This is a genomic window from Paraburkholderia sp. SIMBA_027, assembly GCF_046535315.1.
Lineage (GTDB): Bacteria > Pseudomonadota > Gammaproteobacteria > Burkholderiales > Burkholderiaceae > Paraburkholderia > Paraburkholderia tropica.
Genome location: NZ_JAWRWY010000001.1, coordinates 608,664 through 628,910, shown reverse-complemented (window position 1 = coordinate 628,910; position 20,247 = coordinate 608,664). Strand labels below are relative to the sequence as shown.

Sequence of the window (20,247 nt, the reverse complement as noted above, 5' to 3'; positions counted from 1 at the left end):
AAATTGTTCTCTCGGAGCGAATGCATGGAACTGGCCCAATTGCAGATTTTCAGGGAAATCGCCGACGCGGGCAGCGTGCAGGCCGCCGCGCAGCGCCTGCATCGCGTGCCGTCGAACCTCACCACGCGGCTGCGCCAGCTCGAAGACGAGCTGGGCGCCGAACTGTTTATCCGCGAGAAGATGCGGCTGCGGCTCTCGGCGACGGGCGCGGCGTTTCTCGACTACACGCGCCGCATTCTCGATCTCGTCGACGAGGCGAAGCTCTCCGTGGCCGGCGACGAGCCGCGCGGGGCGTTGCCGCTGGGCTCGCTGGAGAGCACGGCGGCCGTGCATATTCCGCCGGTGCTGGCGGCGTTTCACCGCCGTTATGCCGACGTGACGCTCGATCTTTCGACGGGCCCGTCGGGCGAACTGATCGATCGCGTGATCGAGGGCGAACTGGCGGCGACGTTCGTGGACGGGCCGGTCGCGCATCCCGCGCTCACGGGCGTGCCCGTTTTCGACGACGAACTGATCCTGATTTCAGCCGCGAACCGCGCGCCGATCAAACGTGCGCGCGATGTGAACGGCGCGAATCTCTATGCGTTCCGCTCGAACTGCTCGTACCGGCGCACTTTCGAGCGCTGGTTCGAGGAAGACGGCGCGGCGCCAGGGCGCATCTTCGAATTGGAGTCGTATCACGGCATGCTCGCGTGCGTGTCGGCGGGCGCGGGGCTCGCGCTCATGCCCGCGAGCTTGCTGGAGAGCCTGCCGAATCGCAGCGCCGTGAAGGCGCACCGGCTGCCGGCGGCGTATCGCAAGGTGAAGATCTATCTGGTCTGGCGGCGCGATCTGCGCTCGCCGGCCGTGCAGCGGCTCATCGAGATGCTGGAGGCGCAGCGCAAGGCGGGCACGCAGCCCGAGGAGGCGGAACGCGCGCTGGCTTGAAGCTTGGGCGGGATGCGCCGCGTGGCGTCAACGTCAGCCGTGCTTGGGCGGCAAAGGCTGGTCAAGCCCCGGTTCGGTGGGCGCGGGGACGGCGTCGCCGAACGGCCTCGGCAGGTCGGCGGGCGGCGCGTCTTGCGCGGGGGCGGGTTCGGGCGTTGGGTCCGGCGTGTCGCCGGGTGCGGGCTGATCGCCTTTCGGCGGCAGCGGCTGATCGAGACCCGGCTCGGTGGGCGCGGGTATGGCGTCGCCGATGGGTTTGGGCAGATCGGTGGGGGGCGCGTCGGCGTGCTCGTAGTCTTGCGTGCTCATTGTCTGTCTCCCCGAAGCGGGTGATCGTCCCCGAGAATCCGCAGAGAACGTGCCACCTTCGGCCAGCCGGGCGGATCGGCGGATTGCAAACGCTGCGGCGCGCTCGAAAACGGTAAGCGCTGCGCGCCCGCTTGAAAAATCTGCGCGCGCAGGGCGATCTGGGTCCGGCGTGCTCCGATCCGATATAGTGTCGGCGCGTGGTGTTCCCGCGCCGTGTTCCTGGCCGTAGCGCCTGCCTTCCCGAAATCGAATCCCCATGCAAATTCTCGTCGATGCCGACGCCTGTCCCGCCGTCGTGAAGGACATCCTGTTTCGTGCGGCGCGCCGTGTCGAAATGAACGTGACGCTGGTCGCGAATCAGTATCTGCGCACGCCGCCGTCGCCGTTTATCCGCTCGATTCAGGTGCCTGCCGGTTTCGACGTGGCCGACCAGCGCATCGTCGAGATGGCCGAACCGGGCGATCTGGTGATCACGGCGGACATTCCGCTCGCGGCGGCGGTGCTGGACAAGGGCGCACGCGCGCTCGATCCGCGCGGTAGCTGGTTCACGGCTGAGAATATTCGCGAGCGGCTGACGGTGCGCGACGCGATGGAGCAGTTGCGCAGCGCCGGGATCGACACCGGTGGTCCGGCGCCGTATGCGCTGCGTGACAGCCGGACCTTTGCGGGCCAGCTGGATCGATTTCTCGCGACGGTCGCCACGCCGAAGCGCGGGACGCCATGAATCGATCTGAAGAATGCCGCCGATACTGACGGCACAAACGCAACGTGCCCGCGCCGCGCGATACCAGAAGGTATGCGGGTGAGCGGGCACACGCTGACGACGACCTCGCCCGGGCAATCGCGCCGGGCAGGGCCGTGTGCTACTGCTGGCTAACTGCTTAGCGGCGGCGAGCTTGCGCCGGACGCGGGCCACCGCCCGATGCGTCCTTGTGGCGGAAGTTGATGCGGCCCTTCGTCAGGTCGTAGACCGACAATTCGAGCGTGACGCGGTCGCCCGCGATGATGCGAATGTGGTTCTTGCGCATGCGGCCCGACGCGTAAGCGTTCACGACCACGCCGTTTTCCAGCGTGACGCGATACTTGCTGTCCGGCAGCACTTCGTCGACGACGCCGTCGAGTTCAAGCAGTTCTTCCTTCGCCAAATCCATTCCTCCTGAAATACACAATGCCGCGCTCGAGCGGAGCGCGCTGAGATGCCCTGTGCGAACGCCGTCGGCTCGCTGCGGTTCTTGGCCCGGCTGCCCTGCGCCCGCGATGCTCGCGGACGAACTGTACAGAAGCGCTCGGAAACCGGCAACGGCGAGGCTCACGGCCGCCAAAAGTCAGGCGATCCCGCACCGCGACTCGCGTCCGCCAATGCGTGGGCAACTAGTGCTCGTGATGAGCCAACCGGGAACGCGGAAGAGTTGGCCAGAAGCCAGATTCATCCGCCGGTACGACCATCGGGCGCGTGTGCACACCAGGTGTCCGGGCTGCGGGCGCAGTGAACACAAACGCGGGAACACGCACAAGATACGCGTGGCATGTGACTGCCACGGTCTGAGACAGGGCAATCGCGTCCAGCCAGGGCCGGACGCGATGCTAACACCTTACAGCGGCGTGATGTTCGAAGCCTGGAGGCCCTTCGGACCACGCTTGGTTTCGTAGCTGACCTTCTGGCCTTCAGCCAGGGTCTTGAAGCCCGTGCCACGCACTTCCGAGAAGTGAGCGAACAGGTCGTCGCCGCCCTTGTCCGGGGTGATGAAGCCAAAGCCCTTGCTGTCGTTAAACCACTTGACGGTACCGGTTTCCACTAGAAAATCCTTGAATAAACAAATAAACACACATGCGCCCCGGGAAAGGGCGAATAAAGTATCAAGCAGGAGAGGTCAACGAGAGCCGCTGTTTGACCTCTCACTGATACAAGCGATTGGCAGCGGCAAAAGATGAGCAGACACAGCTGAAAATTTACCTTCCGACATTACACGAATCCGATCGTCCGGTCAAGTATCTCGTATTCGTGCAGTGTCGTGGAGGGACGGAAGCAACGGCATCGATCAGGCGAAGAATCAAGCGGGGCGGGCGATCCGGGCGTCGTGCGGCAGAACGCCGCTCTCGACCTTGAACCCGGCGATCAGCGTATTGAGCGAATTCGCATGCTCGGCGAGCGACGAAGCCGCCGCCGCGCTTTCCTCGACCAGCGCCGCGTTCTGCTGCGTGACTTCGTCCATCTGCGTGACGGCGAGGCCGACCTGCCCGATGCCGTCGCTCTGTTCGCGCGAGGCGGCGGCGATTTCGTGGATCAACGTGGCGACGCGCGTCGTCGACGTCTGGATTTCGGCCATCGCGCCGCTCGCCTCGGTGACGAGTTCCGCGCCGCTCGCCACGCGCCCCGTCGACCCGGCGATCAGCGTGCCGATCTCGCGCGCCGCCGCCGACGCGCGCTGCGCGAGATTGCGCACCTCGCCCGCGACCACCGCGAAGCCGCGTCCTTCCTCGCCCGCGCGCGCCGCTTCGACCGCCGCGTTAAGCGCGAGGATATTGGTCTGGAACGCGATGCTCTCGATCGTGCCGATGATGTCGGTCATCTTCGACGAACTGGCATGGATCTCGTGCATGGTCTGCTCCATGCGCGTGACCGCGTCGCGCCCGCGCACGGCCACGTCGGAGGCGCCGAGCGCGAGTTCGCGCGCCTGCTGCGCGTGGACCGCGTTGGCCTCGACCGTGCCGATCAGCTCCTGCATCGCCGACGCCGTCTGCGCCAGCGACGACGCCTGCTCCTCGGTGCGCTGCGAAAGATCGAGATTGCCGGTGGCGATCTGCTGCGTGGCGGTCGCCATCGCGTTCGCGCCGCTTCGCACCTGCTCCATCGTCGAGCGCAGGCGCGTCTGCATGGCGGCGAGGCTGTCGAGCAGCAGGCCCATTTCGTCGGCGCGATGCGCGGTGACGCGGGTCGTCAGGTCGCCGGCCGCGATCGCCTCGAAATGCGCCATCGCCGCGCGCAGCGGGTCCATCACCGCGCGACGCAGACCGCGCCAGCTCAGAAACGCGATCAGCAGCGCCAGCACGATGCTCGCGCCGCACACCACGCCGAGCGTGTGGAAGCGCGCGCTCGATTGCGCGTCGGCGCGGCGCGCGGCTTCGTCGAGATAGTTTTCGAGCGCGCCCTGGCTAGTGTTCATCGCCGTGTAGAGGCCGATCAGTTCGGCGGCGCGGTGCTCGTCCATCCAGCTCGTGTCGCCGCTGCGGATGGCCGTGATCAGGCGGTCGATCGCGTCGCGCCGCACGGCGCTGCGTTTGGCGTCGAGGTCGTCGGTGAGCGCCTGGAGTTCGGCGGTCTTGGGCAGCGCGCGGAATTGCTGCCACCAGCGGTCCGATTCGGCGAGCAGCATTTGCGCGCGGTCGAGCTGCGGACCGAGTTGCGGCGAATGCGGATTCGCCACCGCCCAGTCGAGACCGAAGCGCGCGCGCGACATGGCCGTGCCCGACTTGCCGAGCGCTACCGCCGACGCGAAATGCACCGCGTACGCATCGTGCTGCGCGCGATTGGTCAGATCCATGCCGATCAGGCTGACAACGCCCATCGCCACCACCAGTGCCCAGAGTGTGACGACCGTCAGCGCGAGTCGCAAATTGATAGTCAGGCTTCTCATTATTGTTCCATATACGAAACATCATGCCGTGTATGGAAAGTATAACGGCACGTTCGCGCCGGAAATTAATCGGCTCCGGTGGGTGTTTACCCTTGGCATGTACCGGACGCCGCCGACAATTTATGCAGTTTATATGTACAGTTTAACTGTACATATGCTAGGCTTCGCCCATGACTACCCGATCCCTTTCGACCTCCGCGGATAGCGCGACCGATCTGCCCGCGCTGGCGGGCGAACTGCGCGTCGCGGTCGGCAAACTGGTCCGGCGCGTGCGCGGTCAGGCGCAGGCCGGCGATTTCACGTCGTCGCAGAAGTCGGTGATCGTGCATCTGGACCGCAGCGGTCCGGCGACGGTTTCCGGGCTGGCGCGCGCCGACGCCGTCAAGCCGCAATCCATGCGGATCACGGTGGCCGGTCTGGAGGCGCTGGGCGTGGTCGAAGGCAAGCCCGATCCCGACGACGGCCGCAAAACGCTCATCGGTCTGACATCCACGTTCCGGCGCAAGCTGCACGCGAGCCGCGCGGCGAAGGAGGACTGGCTCGTGCAGGCGCTGCAGGCGCAGCTCTCGGTGAAAGAGCAGGCCGCGCTCGCCGACGCCGTGAAGCTGCTCCAGCGTCTCGCCGACTTCTAAACGTTCTTCCTCACGCCACGGAAAGCCATGCCTTACACCGCGCTCGACCCCAACACGGCGCTCATCGTCGTCGACTTGCAGAAGGGCATCGTGGGCGCGCCCTTCGTGCATCCCATCGAACCCGTGATCGAGCGGACCGGCGCGTTGCTGCGCGCATTTCGCGCACGCGGTCTGCCCGTCGTGCTGGTCAACGTGGCGGGCGTTGCGCCCGGACGCACGGAGCGGCCGCGCCGTCACGACGTGCTGCCCGAAGGCTGGACCGATTTCATCGACGAACTCGACCGGCAGCCCGGCGATATCGTCGTGACGAAACGCACGTGGGGCGCGTTCGCCCACACCGCGCTCGACGCGCGCCTGAAGGCGCTGGGCGTCACGCAGGTGGTGATCACGGGCGTCGCGACGGGCACGGGCGTCGAATCGACCGCGCGTCAGGCGTACGAACTGGGCTTCAACGTGAGCCTCGCGATCGACGCCATGACCGATGCGCGCGCCGAGGCGCACGCATACAGCATCGAGCACGTCTTTCCCCGTCTGGGCGAAACCGGCGTTGCGCAGGACATCATCGATTTACTCGCCGCGAGGAGCGTCTGAAATGGTTTGGTCACATGTTATTGCGTACTTTTTTGGTGGCGCCTTGCTGTCGAATGCCGTGCCGCACTTCGTGGGCGGCGTGATGGGCGAACCGTTTCAGACGCCGTTCGCGAACCCGCCGGGCAAGGGCTTGTCGTCGTCGACGGTGAATGTGCTGTGGGGTTTTCTGAATCTCGTCGCGGGCTATTTGCTGCTGTGCCACGTGGGCGATTTCGCGATCAAGGCGAACGCCGATGCCGTGCCGTTCGGCCTCGGCGTGCTGCTGATGGGGTTGTTCGGCGCGCGTCACTTCGGCGCGCTGCATGGTGGCAATACGCCGGAAAACCCTTGATTCGAAGCGTTCGAAGCGTTCGAAGCAAATAAAAAAACGCGCCTCGTCACTGACGAGGCGCGTTTTTTATTGTCGACGAAACGTCGAATCAATACTCAAGCCGCCGCGATTTCAATCACCTCGTTCGCTTCGGCGATTGCGGCACTTTTTGCCGCGTGTTCGCGAATCAGGCGATACACCGTTTCGCCCGGCACGGTTTCTTCTTCGAGCAGCCGGTCGGCGATCGCGCGCAATACCGGTTCGTTCGCGCGCAGCAGCGCGAAGCAGGCGTCGTTGAGTTCGTGCAGCAGCGCATTCGCGTGTTCGATCGCGCTTTTCAATTGCAGCCCGGCCACCTGTTGCGGCAACGCGGCGAGACTGAACAGATTGCCGTCGGCGTTAAAGCCGTGCTTCGACACCATGTCGAGCCCGATGCGCGACGCTTCCTGCAAATCCTGCGCCGCGCCGCTCGAGGCTTCGTCGAACATCAGCAGTTCCGCGTTGCGGCCGCCGAGCAGCACCTGAATCTCGTTGCGCATTTCGGTTTCGCGATACAGATACTTGTCCTGCATCTTCGTGATGAGCGCCACGCCGAGCGCGCCGCCGCGCGGCAGGATCGTCACTTCTTCGAGCACGCCGGTGCCGAGCAGCGCGGCCACGAGTCCGTGGCCGGCTTCGTGAATGGCGATGCGCGTGCGTTCGTCGTCGGACAGCGCGCGCTCCGCGCCGTTGATATCGCCGATACGCGCGATCTTGATCGCTTCGAGAAAATGCGCGGCGCCCACGTGGCGATCGCCGGCCTTGCGCGCGACGAGGCCCGCCTGATTCACGATCATCGACAGCGTGGCGGGCGAGAGGCCGGTCGTGAGCCGCGCGAGTTGTTCGAAGTCGATGTCGTCGGTTTTCGTCTTCAGATTGGCCGCGTAAAAACGCAGGATTTCCGCGCGGTCTTCGAGGTCGGGCAGGCGCACGGCGACAGTGCGGTCGAAGCGGCCAGGACGGCGCAGCGCTTCGTCGAGATTGTCCGGATGATTGGTCGCGGCCACGATGATGATGCCTTCGTTCGAGGCAAAACCGTCCATTTCCGCGAGCAACTGATTAATGATGCGGTTGCTCTCCGCTTCGACCGGGCCGCCGCCCGTGTCGGTGCGCTTGCCGAGGCCGTCGGCTTCGTCGATGAAGATGACCGTGGGCGCGTTCTTGCGCGCGAGTTCGAACAGGCGCTTCACTTTCTGGATACCGACGCCGTAATACTTCGCGCTGAAATAGCTGCCGGTAATGGCGATGAAGCTCGCGCCGCATTCGCCCGCGAGCGCCTGCGCGAGACGCGTCTTGCCGACGCCGGGGCCGCCCGTCATCAGGATGCCGCACGGCGCGCGCACGCCCATGCCGGTGAATTGCGCGGGCTCGGTGAGCCAGGCGCGCACGTCGGCGAGCGCCGATTTGGCTTCGCCCGCGCCGATCACGTCGTCGAAGCGCAGCACGGGCGGCTTGCCGAGCAGTTGCGCGCCGCCCGCCATTTCGCGGCGCACGAACCACGCGAGGCCGCCGAGCATGAGCACGGAGAGCAGCAGGCTCAGCGCGTCGCGTATGTGGTCGAAGGTGTCGCCCCAGCGCGCGAGACCGGTGCGCAGGTTGGCGTCGGGTAGCCAGACGAGTTGATAGGGCGCGGCGCCGTCCGGCTTCAGGTCGCCGAGCAGCAGCGCGTTGGAGAACGCGCCGTTGTGATCGGCCACGTAATACTTGTCGCCTTGCAGGGTCGAAACGAGAATCGCGTCGCGGCTGACGCCGATCGCACGCACGTCATGCGCGCGGATATCGCCGAGCATCGCCGACACGTCTTTCTCGCGATGCGTCCACGCGGACGCGTTGTGACGCATGTCGCTCGCCACGCCGCTGAGCGCTTCCGGCTGTGCTTCGGATTGAGACTGCGTGGCCGGCTGCTCATGCCGCCAGTGCAGAAAACCCACGGTTGCCGCGAGCGCGGCCACGGCCGCTGCGCACGCCACATAACGGCCAACGCGTGACCAGAGCGAATTCCTTGCCGGTTTCATCGAACACTCTTCCTGCGCGGGCCCGCTGGCGCGGCGCCCGAAAAACATCGTACGGGAGGGACGGGTGGCGCGAGCGTCTTGCGTGCAAGCGATCGGGCGGGAGGAGGCCGATTGAAAAATCGGAATTCAATCAATTCCGATGAATAAATCGTTAGCAATGCGAACACGACCCTTTTTAATCGCATTTCTCCATTGGCATTATGCCCGCGTTACCGCGTAATCAAAAACCGGGAATGACGCAATAAGCGGTTTCAATCCGCGCTTTTGATTGGCGGCGGCTCGTTGTCGAATGATCTCGAATGGCGGGCACAACGTTTGCGCATGCTTCCGGACCGCCCGCACATAGTCGGGCGCACGGCACAACCCACACCGGACGGAGGTCACATCATGCTGTATTACGCGCTGGTCTTTTTCATCGTCGCGATCATTGCGGCGGCCCTGGGCTTCGGCGGCATTGCGGCAGGCGCCGCGAGTATCGCGAAGGTGCTGTTCTTCATCTTCCTCGTTATTTTCCTCGTCACGCTCGTTATGGGTGTCGTGCGGCGATGAGGGTGTATCCTCGATTTAGTAGTAGTTCGAAGTAATTTGTCGTGACCGTGCGGGCGACGCCAGACGATTGATGTCGTCTAGCGTTGCCCGTTCGCCTGTGCACATCGCGCTCTTGACCATTGAGTCCGTTCGACGTTAGCATCGGCTACATGAATTTCACCGCCTCCTTCCTCGCTTTCATCCAGCGCGCATGTTGTCAGCACATGCCGGGGGCAGGCTGCGTCTAGCGTCGGTACACGTCGCGCTTCACGTCGATTCATGCCAACTGGCCGCCCGTTGAAAAACCGGCGGCCTTTTTGTTTTTCTTTCCTGTTTATCGACACCGTTTAACCGGAGAAACCCGATGCCCCTCGCGCTCTACGACACCTGGTCGCGCGCCTTGCGTCCTTTTACGCCCATTCGAAGCGAGCGCGTGGGGATGTATTGCTGCGGGCCGACGGTCTACGATCACGCGCATATCGGCAATCTGCGGACCTATGTGTTCGAGGACGTGCTGCGGCGCGTGCTCGCGCGTAACGGCTACACGGTGCGGCACGTCGTGAATATCACCGACGTCGGCCATCTGACTTCCGATGCCGACGAAGGCGAGGACAAGATGGAAAAGGGCAGCCGCCGCACGGGCGAGTCGGCGTGGGCCATCGCGCGGCGCTATACGGAAGCCTTTGTCGACGACTGGCGCGCGCTGAATCTGCTGGAGCCGGATGTCTGGTGCCGCGCGACCGATCACATCGCCGAGCAGATCGCCTTCATTGCGGAGATCGAGCGCGCGGGCTACGTCTATCGCACGGACGACGGTCTCTATTTCGACACCGACAAACAGGACGATTACGGCTTTCTCGCGCGTCTCGACCGCGCCGGTTTGCAGGCGGGCAAACGCGTGGCGATCGGGGCGAAGCGCAACATCACCGACTTCGCGCTATGGAAGTTCAGCCCGCCCGGCGTGCAGCGTCAGATGGAATGGGACAGTCCGTGGGGGCGCGGCTTTCCGGGCTGGCATATCGAGTGCTCGGCGATGTCGGCGAAATATCTGGGCACGTGGTTCGATATTCATTGCGGCGGCGAGGATCACATCGCCGTGCATCACAGCAACGAGATCGCGCAGACGCAGGCCGCGCACGGCACGCGCCTCGCGAACTTCTGGTTGCACGGCCACTTTCTGACGCAGCAGGGCGACGCGAAGATGTCGAAGTCGGCCGGCGATTTTCTGCGTCTGCAAACGCTGCGCGATCGGCAGGCGGAGCCGCTTGCGTATCGCTATCTGTGCCTGAGCGCGCATTACCGGAGTACCTTGCAGTTCAACTGGGACGCGCTGCGCGCCGCGCAAACCGCGTTGAATCGCTTGCGTCGGCTGTATGCGGGCTGGCCCGAAGGCGGTGTCGCCGACGCCGCGTACGTCGCGCGTTTCGACGCCGAAGCGAACGACGACCTGAACCTGCCGAAAGCGCTGGCCGTGCTTTGGGATTGCGTCAGGAGCGGCTTGCCGGGCGCGACCTTGCGCGCGACGGTCGATCAGTTCGATGCGGTGCTGGGTTTTCGGCTGCGCGACTGGCGGCCGGTCGAAGCCGAGGTTCCCGCCGAGGTTCAGGCGCTGGTGAACGAGCGCGAGGCCGCGCGCGCGTCGAAAGACTGGGCGCGGGCCGATGCCTTGCGCGCGGCGCTCGACGCGCAGGGCTGGCGTATCGAGGACGGCGCGCATGGGCCGCAACCGGTGCGTCGTGCGCCTCAGGCGGCGATCGATCCGTGAACGGTCAGTGAACGCGAGTGCCGTGCATCACGCCGGCTGCGGATGCAGGCGTCGATGCATCGGCCCGAGCGCGAGCGAACTCAGCACGCAGACGCACAGAATGCCGACCAGCGCGAACATCGAAACGCGAAAGCCCTGCACGTAATCGAGCGCGACGGGATGCGCGCCGAGGTGCGAGAAGAACACGCCGCCGAGCGTCGCCGCGCCCACGGCCGCGCCGATCTGCAAGGTCGCCGTGACCATGCCCGAGGCCACACCCGCGCGCGCCGGGTCGACTTCCGCGAGCACGATGCGCACGACCGACGGCAGCACGAGGCCCTGGCCCATGCCCATCGCGCCGAGGCCGAGGTAGAAGCCCGCGCCGGGCGCGCTCACGCTCGCGAGCGACGCCGCCGCCGCGAGGCCGAGCGCGATCAGCACGAAGCCGAGCGTCAGCACGCGATAGCTGCCGAGGCGGAACACGAGGCGCGGCATCAGCAGCGGACTCGACAGAAAGCCCAGCCCGAACGGCAGGATCGCCACGCCCGAGGCGAGCGGCGTCCAGTGCAGCGCGCCTTGCAGATAGATGCCGTAGCTCAGGAAAAACGCGCTGAGCGTGTAGAACAGAAACGCCAGCACGAGGCCGAGCGCGATCACGGGATTGCGGAACAGCCGTACGTCGAGCAGCGGATCATGACCGCGCGCGAGACTACGCGCTTCGACGCGCAGCAGCGCACCGAGCATCGGCACCGAGGCGGCGAGGCAGATCAGCATCCACGTGGGCCAGCCTTCCTCGCGTCCGCGCGTGAGCGGATAGACCAGCATCAGCAGAAACAGCGACAGCAGCACGGTGCCCGGCATGTCGATACGTGCGCCGCGCGGCGGACGGCTCTCTGGAATGAAGCGCCAGCTGCCCAGCAGCGCGAGCACGCCGATCGGCAGGTTGACGAGAAAGATCGCGCGCCAGCCCAGCCCGAACGGATGCAGGCTGATCAGCGCGCCGCCGCCGAGCTGGCCGATCACGGCCGCCACGCCGAACACGAAACCGTAGAAGCCCATCACGCGTACCTGTTCGTGCGGCGTGAACACGCTGCGGATGGTGGCGAGCACCTGCGGCGCGAGCACCGCCGCGAACAGCCCCTGGAGAATCCGCCCGGCCACCAGCATGGCGCCGGAAGTCGCGAGCCCGCACAGCGTCGAGGCGAGTACGAAGCCCGCCATGCCGATCATGAACATGCGCTTGCGGCCGTAGAGATCGCCGAGACGCCCGCCCGTGATCTGCGCGACCGCGTTGGCGCAGGCGTAGGCGGACACCACCATCTGCAATTGCGCGGCGCTGGCGCTCAATCCCGAGTGGATGGCGGGCAGCGCGAGATTCACGATGAAGTAATCGATGGGCGGCAGGATGGCGCCGACCAGCAGCACGACCAGCGCCCAGCCGTGATGGCTGCGCGCGGCGGCGGCTGAAGTCGGGGCCGCGAGCGGCGGCGCGGCGGCGAGCGAGTCGTCAGTCATGATGAACCTGTATCGAAAGCGGGGGCGGATCGATGGCGACGGGATCGCCGCCGATGACGCCGGAACGAACCGGTATCTTAGGCGCGGCGCATCCTCCAGAAAAGCCGGAATTTGCGGTAGTATTCATCGAGTAATTCGATGGATAGGAGCAAGCCATGCGAGGCTTCGAACTCGACCAGTTGCGCACCTTCACCGTGGTGGCGGAAGCGGGCAGCCTGACGGCGGCCGCGCCGTCGCTGAATCTTTCGCAGTCCACCGTCAGCGACCAGATGCGCAAGCTGGAAGCGCGCGCGGGCGTGCCGCTGTTCGTGCGCAGCAAACGCGGCGTCGAGCCCACGCCCGCGGGTTCGCGCCTGCTCGCACACGCGCGGCGCATCGTGGCGCTCAACGAAGCCGCCTTCGACGAAGTGCGCGGCCAGGCGATCAAGGGCGAACTGCGCGTGGCGATCACCGACTATTTCCGCACGCACGAAGTCGCGGGCATGCTCGCGCGGCTGCGCGAGTGCTATCCGCAATTGAGCCTGCACGTGAGCACGATGAAGAGCACCGAGATCGAACTCGCGCACGCGCGCGGTCAGATCGATCTGGGCGTGGTGATGAACATGTCGATCGGCCCGGTGCGGCCCGCGCAGGGCGATCCGCGCTGGGTGCTGCGTCGCGAGCCGCTGCACTGGGTGGCGTCGCCGACGCTCGCCGAAGCGCTGCCCGAGCCGCTGCCGCTCGTGCTGCTGCCCGGCGACTGCATGCTGCATCAGATCGCCGTGAGCCTGCTCGAAGAACACCGCCGTCCCTTCGTGATGGTGCATAGCGCGTCCGGCGTGGCGGGCCTGCAGTCGATGCTCGCGGCGGGGCTGGGCGTGGGCTGCCTGTGCGCGTCGGCGATCACCGACGGGCTGATGAAGCTCGGCACGCGTCACCGTTTGCCCGCGCTGCCCGAGGCCGTGTTTTCGCTCACGCCGCCGCTGCCCGGCGAACGCGAGACGGTCGCGCAGGCGCGCGAGGTGTTATCGCGGCAATTGCTGGTCTGAACAGCGCGCTGAAATACGCGCCGCGCACCCTGACGACTGAACTTCGAAACCATGCCCCCGAGCCAGGACGCACTGGAACAACCGGCTGAAGCGCACGCCGAAGCACGCGCCAACGCACCGCAAACCTCCGCGCGCGAAGTCCGCCGACGCGTCGCGAGCGCCTCGCTCGTGACGGCGTTCGAGATGTTCGACTTCACCGTGTTCGGCTATTTCGCGGCGATGATCGGCGCGAAATTCTTCCCGGCGGGCGACCCGATGACCTCGCTGCTGCTCGCCGTCGGCAGCTTCGGCGTGGGCGCTTTCATGCGGCCGCTGGGCGCGCTCGTGCTGGGCGCGTGTGCGGACCGCGTGGGCCGCCGCGCCGCGCTCACGCGCACCGTCTGGCTCGCGGGACTCGGCACGGCGGTCATTGCGGTGTGCCCGGGTTATGCGGCGATCGGCGTGGCCGCGCCCGTCGCCGTGGTGCTGGCGCGCGCGCTGCAAGGCTTCGCGCTCGGCGGCGATATCGGCGTGGCGGCGGCGTATCTGATGGAGGCGGGACCCGCCGCGCGGCGCGGCGCGCGCGTGAGCTGGCAGGTCGCGAGCCAGGGCGCGGCGGCGTTGCTCGGCGCCACGTTCGGCCTCGTGCTCACGCATCTGCTTTCGCCGCAGGCGCTCGACGCGTGGGGCTGGCGCGTGCCGTTCTGGTTCGGCCTCCTCGTGCTGCCGGTCGGCGTGTATCTGCGCAGCCGTCTGCATGACGGGGACGACACCGCGCGCGCATCCGCCGCGCCGCCCTTCATCGAACTCCGGCGCGAGCACGCCCGCACGCTCGGCCTCGCGATGCTGATGATCATGGGCCAGTCGATTCCGGTCTACGCCATCGTCTATTTCATGCCCAGCTATGTGATTCGCGTGATGCATCTGCCCGCGAGCACGGGCTTCGCGGTGTCGGCGTCGTCGGCGTTGCTGCTGTTCGCGCTGCCGCCGTTCGTGGGCCGTCTGCTCGACCGCCTGCCGCGCCGCAAGCCGGTGGCGCTCGCGGGCGCCGCGGCCACCACGTTGTTGAGCACGCCCGTGTTCGTGCTGATCGACAGCGCCCGCAGTCTGCCCGCGATGCTGATCGGCGTGGGCCTGATCAGCGTGTCGATGGCGTTCAGCGCGGGCACGGTCGCGCTGCTCGTGCTCGAAGCGCTGCCCGCGCGCGTGCGCGCCAGCGGCCTCGCGCTCGCGCACGCCTTGAGCGTGGCGCTGTTCGGCGGCACGGCGCAATTCATCGTCACGGCGCTGGTGAAGTGGAGCGGCAATCCGCTCGCGGCCGCCTGGTACGTGACGCCCGCGTGCTGCGTGAGCCTGTGCGCGGTGGCGCTCTTCAAGGAACGCCGCGCGCCACGATAGACGTGTTCGCTGCTACCAGTCGATGCGGTGTTTCGCTTCGGTTTCGCGATGGCGGCGGTCGTCGTCGCTATGCAGATACAGGCTCGTCGTGCTGATCGACGCGTGGCCGAGGTTGTCGCGCACCATGCGCAGATCGACGTCGCCATCGGCCATATGCGAGCCCGCGCTGTGACGCAGCCAGTGCGCCGACGCGCTCTCCAGCAGCGCCGCGCGCGCCGTGCCGCCGGCCGCGCGCGCGGGGTCGGCTTCCTGCGCCGCCGCGTCGCGCAGACGTTGCGCCGCGCCCGCGAAAATCCCCTTGACGATGGTGTGCAGCGCCGCGCGCGTGAGCGGTTTGGTCGACTGGCCGATCGGCAGCACGAGCGGCGTCGCTTCGTGCGGCGCGGGCAAGGCGCTCAGGCCGCGCTGCTCGCGATAGCGCGCGAGTTCGGTCATCAGTTCGGCGGTCGCGGGCACGAGACGGCGACGCTCGCCCTTGCCGAGCACGTCGAGCCACCAGCGTTCCTCGCCCGACGCGTCGCGGCGCGCGAAGAAATCGCCCATCGTGTTGATGCCGACTTCGGAGATGCGCAGGCCGCCGAGATAGAGCAGCGTGAGCAGCCAGCGCGCGCGGCCGTGGCGTTCGCGTTCGCGGGCGCTTGCGCGCGGCAGGGCGTCGACATAGGCCTTCACTTCGTCCCAGAGACCGCGTTCGAGATAACGCGTGATGCGCGGCTGCGCGCGGCGCGCGCGCTGGCGTGACAGCGAAAGCGGATTGCCCGCGAGATAACCGGCGCTCACGAGCCACGAAAACAGCGCGTTGAGAATGACCATCGCCTGACGCTGGCTGGCGGCGGACAGCGGGCCGTAGAACGGACGCCAGCGCGGATCGTCGCGCGCGTGCTTGCGGCCGCCGCCCGCGCACCAGCGCGCCGCCGGTTGCGGATCGGCGAGAAAACGCTGATAGGCGAGCAGGTCCTCGTGCGTGAGCGAGGAGAGCGGTTTGCCGAGCTGCACGATGGCCCACAGCAGCAGACGCTCGGCTTCCTTGCGATAGGTTTCGAAGGTCGCCTTCGAGTCGGCGACGCGCGCGAGCCAGGCGCGGATCGCGTCGAGATCGTTGGCCGCCGCGATCTGCATGCGGCCGTTGGCGCGGTTCAGGCCGTCGCGGCCATCGAGATCGGCGGGCAGTTCGAGCGCGTCGAGCGGACGCGGGGCGAGGAGGGCGGTGTGCATGGGTGAAGCGGTGGCGCGGGAGGCAAAAGGCAAAGACGCTGCCGACTATAACGCGGATCGCGCACGGCGACGCGCGTCGCGCCATAATCGTGGCCGCCGGATCGACTTTGCGTCACCGGCAATCAGCCGCTACCAACCGCCGCCAACCGCGATAAAACAAGCGATGAAACTCCTCGCCCCCATTCCCATCCTGCGCATGTTTTCGATCGAGAAAGCCTACGCGTTCTATTGCGACTATCTGGGCTTCAAGCCCGACTGGGAACATCGCTTCGAAGCGGATTTGCCGCTCTACGTGCAACTGCATCGCGACGCGCTCGTGCTGCATCTGAGCGAGCATCACGGCGACGGCACGCCGGGCACGGTGCTGTTTCTGCCCGTGGAGGACATCGAGGCGTTCCATCGCGAGCTGGCCGCGAAGCCTTACGCCTATGCGCGGCCCGGCGTGGAGACGCTGCCGTGGGGCCGCCAGATGCAGATTCACGATCCGTTCGGCAATATTCTGCGGTTCTGCGAGTTGAGCTGAATGCGCGCGATTGCCGTAATCATCCCGATCATCGCGCTTAAACCTTCGCCACCAGAAACGACTCGCCCTTGGCCGGTTTCAAACCGTCGCTGCGTTTCGCGAAATACTGTTCGATCAGATCGGCGGTGCCCACGTGGCTCACTTCGGAGAAACCGGCTTCGCGCGCGAGCGCGAGCATCTCGTCGGGGCGAAAGAAGCTGACGAACGGCGTGCCCGCCGCGCGCGCCCGCTCGTAGACGGCCGCGTGCTGCGAGCGCTCGGGTTCGTCGATGAGATCGAGCGGCAGCGTGAAGGTCATCGCCAGCGTGGAGCCCGGCGCGAGTTGCGCGATCTGGCGCAGCGTGGCGAGATTGGCCTCGCGCGTGAGATACATCGAGACGCCCGTCGAGGCGATCACGGCGGGCTGCCGCGCATCGAAGCCCGCTTGCACGAGCTGTGTCCACCACGATTCGCCCGCCTCGAAATCCACCGGCACGAAACGTAGCCAGTCCTGCTCGCGAAAGCCGAGTTCGATAAGCCGCGCGCGCTTCCACGCCTGCGTGCCCGGTTGATCGACTTCGTACATATGCAGCCATGACGCGATCTCGGGCCGACGCTGCGCGAAGGTGTCGAGCCCCGCGCCGAGAATCACGTACTGCGTCACGCCCGCGCTGGCCTGAGCGGTCACGAGATCCTCGATGAAACGCGCGCGTCCGACGATCGACGCGCGATAGCCGCGCGTGCCCTCGGGATCCATGTCGCCCCGCTTGCGCCAGTGGACGTCGGGCGCGGCCAGTTGCATGCCGAGTTCGTCTTCGAGCACGTGCGGCGCGGCGTCGACCTGCACGTGCAGCGCGCGCCAGAGTGCGACGCGCACGGCGGTGCTGTCGGGGGCGGCGGTGTGAGGCATGGCGTCTCCTTCATGGTCCTGCTGGCTGTGTCAGTGTAGCGAGACTGTCGCAGCGTCGCGCGACGCGTGCATTACGCCGCGCCGCGCGGCCCGTAGATCTCCGCGCTCACCGCGCGCAACGCCTCGATCATGACACCGGCTGCGGGCGAGAGCAGTTTGTCGGCGCGCGTGATGATGCCGAAATCGTCCATCTGGCAATCCATCGGCAGCGGCAGGATCGCGACCATGCCGTGCACCGCGTAGTAGCGCGCGACGTCCTCGGTGAGCACGGCGATCATGTCGCTCTGCTCCAGCACGCGCGTGATGAACAGCAGCGCGGGCGTTTCCACCACGTTCGAGGGCGGCGCGAGGCTCGCGCGCTGGAACATCAGTTCGAAGCGATGGCGCAGCACGCTCGCGAGCGGCGGCACGACCCAGGTGGCGCGCGCGACGTCCGCGAGCGTCAGTGACGTGAGCGGCGCGCCCGGCGCGTTGGCGTTCGTTTCGAGCAGCGGATGCCCCGGCCGCACGACCGCGCAGACCGGCTCGCCCGTGAGCGGCTCGTAGCGCAGCGCGAGCTTGTCGTGCTCGGCGGAGAGACGCCCGAGCACGATGTCGAGCCGGTCCTGCGCGAGATGTTCGAGCAGCACGTTGCTCGCGTCGATCTCCACCGAGATGCGCATGTTCGCGTGCGTGCGCTTGACGGCGGCCACCGCCGCGGGCAGCACGCTCACGCCCGGCGAGGTGATCGCGCCGACCGCCACGTGGCCGAGCCGACCGGCCTTGAGCGCCGTGAGTTCCGCCTGCGCCTGATCGAGACTGCCGAGCACGGCGCGCGCGTGGCGGATCAGCGCGTCGCCGTAAAGCGTCGGCTTCATGCCGCGCGGCATGCGCTCGAACAGCAGCGCGCCGAGCATGTCCTCCAGCTCGCGCAGCAGCTTCGAGGCCGCCGGCTGCGTCATGTTCAGCGCCGCCGCCGCGCGATGAATATTGCCTTCCTCCGCGAGCGCCACCACCAGCAGCAACTGACGGGTTTTCAGGCGCGTGCGCACGTACCAGGGGCTTGTCTCCAGCATGGTGTTTCGCCTCGTTTCCCAAATAGTTTTAAGTGTTTATACCAATGCCGAAAACGATATCGGAAAAGGCAAATATTTCATTAGAAGGTTATCAGAGATCTCCTTAGACTATCTCGAACATTTGGCCCTCACAGAACCTGAGAATGTCGGCAACGAAACCCAAACTTCGCTCCCAAGAGTGGTTCGGCACCACGGATAAAAACGGCTTCATGTATCGGAGCTGGATGAAAAACCAGGGTATTCCCGATCATGAATTCGATGGTCGCCCGGTCATCGGCATCTGCAATACCTGGTCGGAACTCACGCCCTGCAACGCGCACTTCCGCAAGCTCGCGGAACACGTCAAGCGCGGCATCTACGAGGCGGGCGGTTTCCCGGTCGAGTTCCCGGTGTTCTCGAACGGCGAATCGAACCTGCGTCCCTCGGCGATGCTCACGCGCAATCTCGCCTCGATGGACGTCGAGGAAGCGATCCGCGGCAATCCGATCGACGCCGTCGTGCTGCTGTGCGGCTGCGACAAGACCACGCCCGCGCTGCTGATGGGCGCGGCGAGCGTGGACGTGCCCGCCATCGTCGTGACGGGCGGCCCGATGCTCAACGGCAAGCTCGAAGGCAAGGACATCGGTTCGGGCACGGCCGTGTGGCGTCTGCACGAATCGCTCAAGGCGGGCGAGATCGACCTGCATCATTTCCTCTCGGCCGAAGCGGGCATGTCGCGCTCGGCGGGCACCTGCAACACCATGGGCACGGCCTCGACGATGGCCTGCATGGCCGAGTCGCTGGGCGTCTCGCTGCCGCACAACGCCGCGATTCCGGCCGTGGACGCGCGCCGCTACGTGCTCGCGCACATGTCGGGCATTCGCATCGTGCAGATGGCGCTCGAAGACCTGAAGCTCTCGAAGGTGCTCACGCGCGAGGCGTTCGAGAACGCGATCCGCACCAATGCGGCGATCGGCGGCTCGACCAACGCGGTGATCCATCTGAAGGCGATCGCGGGCCGCATCGGCGTGCCGCTCGAACTCGAAGACTGGCAGCGCGTTGGCCGCGACACGCCGACCATCGTCGATCTGCAACCGTCGGGCCGCTTCCTGATGGAGGAGTTCTATTACGCGGGCGGTCTGCCGGCGGTGCTGCGCCGTCTGGGCGAAGCGAACCTGCTGCCGCATCCGGACGCGCTCACCGTGAACGGCAAGTCGATCTGGGACAACGTGCGCGAAGCGCCGAACTACAACGACGAAGTGATCCGCCAGATCGACAATCCGCTGATCGCGGACGGCGGCATCTGCATCCTGCGCGGCAATCTCGCGCCGCGCGGCGCGGTGCTCAAGCCGTCGGCGGCCACGCCCGAGCTGCTCAAGCATCGCGGCCGCGCCGTGGTGTTCGAGAATTTCGATCACTACAAGGCGACCATCGCCGACGAATCGCTCGACGTCGACAAGGACTCGATCCTCGTCATGAAGAATTGCGGCCCGCGCGGTTATCCGGGCATGGCCGAGGTCGGCAACATGGGCCTGCCGCCCAAGCTGCTGCGCCAGGGCGTGAAGGACATGGTGCGCATCTCGGACGCGCGCATGAGCGGCACGGCTTACGGCACGGTGGTGCTGCACGTCGCGCCGGAAGCGGCGGCGGGCGGCCCGCTCGCGGCGGTGCGCAACGGCGACTGGATCGAACTCGACTGCGAGAACGGCCGCCTGCATCTGGACATCAGCGACGAGGAACTGCAACGCCGCCTGAGCGACATCGATCCGGCGGCGGCGCCGGGCGTCGCCGAGCAGCTGGGCAAGGGCGGCTACGCGCGCCTCTATGTCGATCACGTTCTGCAAGCCGACGAAGGCTGCGACCTCGACTTCCTCGTGGGCAAGCGCGGCTCGGCCGTGCCGCGCCACTCGCACTGACGCGCACTGACGCGCACTGA

General features: G+C 66.5%; 20 protein-coding genes. 11 read left to right on the top strand and 9 right to left on the bottom strand.

What is annotated here, in order from left to right; all coding sequences use genetic code 11:
- Positions 1–24 precede the first annotated feature (24 nt).
- Positions 25–927 carry a putrescine utilization regulator PtrR gene (gene ptrR / locus SB764_RS02655; RefSeq protein ID WP_321865994.1) on the top strand — a complete coding sequence of 301 codons (903 nt, stop codon included), beginning with the start codon at positions 25–27 and terminating at the stop codon, positions 925–927.
- A gap of 33 nt (positions 928–960) precedes the next feature.
- Here ptrR and SB764_RS02650 read toward each other — a convergent pair whose 3' ends face one another.
- Positions 961–1,236: a hypothetical protein gene (locus SB764_RS02650; RefSeq protein WP_110327127.1), complete on the bottom strand. Its 276-nt coding sequence runs from the start codon at positions 1,234–1,236 to the stop codon at positions 961–963.
- Between the two features lie 256 nt (positions 1,237–1,492).
- On the opposite strand from SB764_RS02650, the gene SB764_RS02645 reads away from it, so the two are divergent.
- Positions 1,493–1,960, top strand: a complete 468-nt coding sequence (locus SB764_RS02645) for a YaiI/YqxD family protein (protein WP_110327126.1) — start codon at positions 1,493–1,495, stop codon at positions 1,958–1,960.
- 157 nt (positions 1,961–2,117) lie between these two features.
- Here SB764_RS02645 and infA read toward each other — a convergent pair whose 3' ends face one another.
- From infA to SB764_RS02630, 3 genes are all read right to left on the bottom strand, one after another.
- Positions 2,118–2,381: a translation initiation factor IF-1 gene (gene infA / locus SB764_RS02640; protein ID WP_065064888.1), complete on the bottom strand. Its 264-nt coding sequence runs from the start codon at positions 2,379–2,381 to the stop codon at positions 2,118–2,120.
- A 447-nt stretch (positions 2,382–2,828) separates the two neighbouring features.
- Positions 2,829–3,032: a cold-shock protein gene (locus SB764_RS02635; RefSeq protein WP_065064791.1), complete on the bottom strand. Its 204-nt coding sequence runs from the start codon at positions 3,030–3,032 to the stop codon at positions 2,829–2,831.
- Between the two features lie 255 nt (positions 3,033–3,287).
- A complete protein-coding gene (locus tag SB764_RS02630; protein ID WP_410862549.1) occupies positions 3,288–4,871 on the bottom strand; it encodes a methyl-accepting chemotaxis protein in 1,584 nt (527 codons plus the stop codon).
- 170 nt (positions 4,872–5,041) lie between these two features.
- Here SB764_RS02630 and SB764_RS02625 point away from each other — a divergent pair, with 170 nt between their 5' ends.
- The 3 genes from SB764_RS02625 to SB764_RS02615 are packed head-to-tail and all read left to right on the top strand — an operon-like array spanning position 5,042 to position 6,425.
- Positions 5,042–5,503 carry a MarR family winged helix-turn-helix transcriptional regulator gene (locus SB764_RS02625; RefSeq protein WP_074983310.1) on the top strand — a complete coding sequence of 154 codons (462 nt, stop codon included), beginning with the start codon at positions 5,042–5,044 and terminating at the stop codon, positions 5,501–5,503.
- A gap of 27 nt (positions 5,504–5,530) precedes the next feature.
- Positions 5,531–6,094 (top strand): isochorismatase family protein, encoded by a 564-nt coding sequence (locus SB764_RS02620; protein WP_110327125.1) that lies wholly within the window; start codon positions 5,531–5,533, stop codon positions 6,092–6,094.
- A gap of 1 nt (position 6,095) precedes the next feature.
- Positions 6,096–6,425 (top strand): hypothetical protein, encoded by a 330-nt coding sequence (locus SB764_RS02615; RefSeq protein ID WP_410862546.1) that lies wholly within the window; start codon positions 6,096–6,098, stop codon positions 6,423–6,425.
- Between the two features lie 95 nt (positions 6,426–6,520).
- Here SB764_RS02615 and SB764_RS02610 read toward each other — a convergent pair whose 3' ends face one another.
- Complete coding sequence (locus tag SB764_RS02610; RefSeq protein ID WP_065064886.1) at positions 6,521–8,458, bottom strand: AAA family ATPase; 1,938 nt, start codon at positions 8,456–8,458, stop codon at positions 6,521–6,523.
- A 387-nt stretch (positions 8,459–8,845) separates the two neighbouring features.
- Between SB764_RS02610 and SB764_RS02605 the strand changes: the two genes are divergently transcribed.
- Together SB764_RS02605 and cysS are read left to right on the top strand one after the other, a co-directional pair.
- The gene (locus tag SB764_RS02605; RefSeq protein WP_065064883.1) at positions 8,846–9,007 is read left to right on the top strand and encodes a DUF1328 domain-containing protein; all 162 of its coding nucleotides are present in this window, start codon (positions 8,846–8,848) and stop codon (positions 9,005–9,007) included.
- A 343-nt stretch (positions 9,008–9,350) separates the two neighbouring features.
- A complete protein-coding gene (gene cysS / locus SB764_RS02600; protein ID WP_410862544.1) occupies positions 9,351–10,751 on the top strand; it encodes a cysteine--tRNA ligase in 1,401 nt (466 codons plus the stop codon).
- Between the two features lie 27 nt (positions 10,752–10,778).
- On the opposite strand, the gene SB764_RS02595 is transcribed toward cysS, so the two are convergent.
- The gene (locus SB764_RS02595; RefSeq protein ID WP_074983305.1) at positions 10,779–12,245 is read right to left on the bottom strand and encodes an MFS transporter; all 1,467 of its coding nucleotides are present in this window, start codon (positions 12,243–12,245) and stop codon (positions 10,779–10,781) included.
- A 155-nt stretch (positions 12,246–12,400) separates the two neighbouring features.
- On the opposite strand from SB764_RS02595, the gene SB764_RS02590 reads away from it, so the two are divergent.
- Entirely contained in the window at positions 12,401–13,273 is an 873-nt protein-coding gene (locus tag SB764_RS02590; protein ID WP_065064776.1) for a LysR family transcriptional regulator, read from the top strand.
- Positions 13,274–13,324: 51 nt separating this feature from the next.
- A complete protein-coding gene (locus tag SB764_RS02585; RefSeq protein WP_410862542.1) occupies positions 13,325–14,650 on the top strand; it encodes an MFS transporter in 1,326 nt (441 codons plus the stop codon).
- A 12-nt stretch (positions 14,651–14,662) separates the two neighbouring features.
- Here the strand turns inward: SB764_RS02585 and SB764_RS02580 are convergent, their stop codons facing one another.
- Positions 14,663–15,865 (bottom strand): tyrosine-type recombinase/integrase, encoded by a 1,203-nt coding sequence (locus SB764_RS02580; protein ID WP_321904168.1) that lies wholly within the window; start codon positions 15,863–15,865, stop codon positions 14,663–14,665.
- Positions 15,866–16,028: 163 nt separating this feature from the next.
- Between SB764_RS02580 and SB764_RS02575 the strand changes: the two genes are divergently transcribed.
- Entirely contained in the window at positions 16,029–16,388 is a 360-nt protein-coding gene (locus tag SB764_RS02575; protein WP_074983301.1) for a glyoxalase superfamily protein, read from the top strand.
- A gap of 37 nt (positions 16,389–16,425) precedes the next feature.
- Here the strand turns inward: SB764_RS02575 and SB764_RS02570 are convergent, their stop codons facing one another.
- A complete protein-coding gene (locus SB764_RS02570) occupies positions 16,426–17,277 on the bottom strand; it encodes a class I SAM-dependent methyltransferase (RefSeq protein ID WP_321902359.1) in 852 nt (283 codons plus the stop codon).
- A 71-nt stretch (positions 17,278–17,348) separates the two neighbouring features.
- On the bottom strand, positions 17,349–18,332 hold the full coding sequence (locus SB764_RS02565; RefSeq protein ID WP_321870181.1) for a LysR substrate-binding domain-containing protein: 984 nt from the start codon (positions 18,330–18,332) through the stop codon (positions 17,349–17,351).
- A gap of 143 nt (positions 18,333–18,475) precedes the next feature.
- Here SB764_RS02565 and SB764_RS02560 point away from each other — a divergent pair, with 143 nt between their 5' ends.
- Positions 18,476–20,227, top strand: a complete 1,752-nt coding sequence (locus tag SB764_RS02560; protein WP_410862539.1) for an IlvD/Edd family dehydratase — start codon at positions 18,476–18,478, stop codon at positions 20,225–20,227.
- The last annotated feature ends 20 nt before the right edge of the window (positions 20,228–20,247 follow it).

What these genes read in the sequence shown, in the direction of transcription:
- ptrR (WP_321865994.1), top strand. Translation starts at nt 25, where the DNA reads ATGGAACTGGCCCAATTGCAGATTTTCAGGGAAATCGCCGACGCGGGC.
- SB764_RS02650 (WP_110327127.1), bottom strand. Translation starts at nt 1,236, where the DNA reads ATGAGCACGCAAGACTACGAGCACGCCGACGCGCCCCCCACCGATCTG.
- SB764_RS02645 (WP_110327126.1), top strand. Translation starts at nt 1,493, where the DNA reads ATGCAAATTCTCGTCGATGCCGACGCCTGTCCCGCCGTCGTGAAGGAC.
- SB764_RS02630 (WP_410862549.1), bottom strand. Translation starts at nt 4,871, where the DNA reads ATGAGAAGCCTGACTATCAATTTGCGACTCGCGCTGACGGTCGTCACA.
- SB764_RS02625 (WP_074983310.1), top strand. Translation starts at nt 5,042, where the DNA reads ATGACTACCCGATCCCTTTCGACCTCCGCGGATAGCGCGACCGATCTG.
- SB764_RS02620 (WP_110327125.1), top strand. Translation starts at nt 5,531, where the DNA reads ATGCCTTACACCGCGCTCGACCCCAACACGGCGCTCATCGTCGTCGAC.
- SB764_RS02615 (WP_410862546.1), top strand. Translation starts at nt 6,096, where the DNA reads ATGGTTTGGTCACATGTTATTGCGTACTTTTTTGGTGGCGCCTTGCTG.
- SB764_RS02610 (WP_065064886.1), bottom strand. Translation starts at nt 8,458, where the DNA reads ATGAAACCGGCAAGGAATTCGCTCTGGTCACGCGTTGGCCGTTATGTG.
- SB764_RS02605 (WP_065064883.1), top strand. Translation starts at nt 8,846, where the DNA reads ATGCTGTATTACGCGCTGGTCTTTTTCATCGTCGCGATCATTGCGGCG.
- cysS (WP_410862544.1), top strand. Translation starts at nt 9,351, where the DNA reads ATGCCCCTCGCGCTCTACGACACCTGGTCGCGCGCCTTGCGTCCTTTT.
- SB764_RS02595 (WP_074983305.1), bottom strand. Translation starts at nt 12,245, where the DNA reads ATGACTGACGACTCGCTCGCCGCCGCGCCGCCGCTCGCGGCCCCGACT.
- SB764_RS02590 (WP_065064776.1), top strand. Translation starts at nt 12,401, where the DNA reads ATGCGAGGCTTCGAACTCGACCAGTTGCGCACCTTCACCGTGGTGGCG.
- SB764_RS02585 (WP_410862542.1), top strand. Translation starts at nt 13,325, where the DNA reads ATGCCCCCGAGCCAGGACGCACTGGAACAACCGGCTGAAGCGCACGCC.
- SB764_RS02580 (WP_321904168.1), bottom strand. Translation starts at nt 15,865, where the DNA reads ATGCACACCGCCCTCCTCGCCCCGCGTCCGCTCGACGCGCTCGAACTG.
- SB764_RS02575 (WP_074983301.1), top strand. Translation starts at nt 16,029, where the DNA reads ATGAAACTCCTCGCCCCCATTCCCATCCTGCGCATGTTTTCGATCGAG.
- SB764_RS02570 (WP_321902359.1), bottom strand. Translation starts at nt 17,277, where the DNA reads ATGCCTCACACCGCCGCCCCCGACAGCACCGCCGTGCGCGTCGCACTC.
- SB764_RS02565 (WP_321870181.1), bottom strand. Translation starts at nt 18,332, where the DNA reads ATGCTGGAGACAAGCCCCTGGTACGTGCGCACGCGCCTGAAAACCCGT.
- SB764_RS02560 (WP_410862539.1), top strand. Translation starts at nt 18,476, where the DNA reads ATGTCGGCAACGAAACCCAAACTTCGCTCCCAAGAGTGGTTCGGCACC.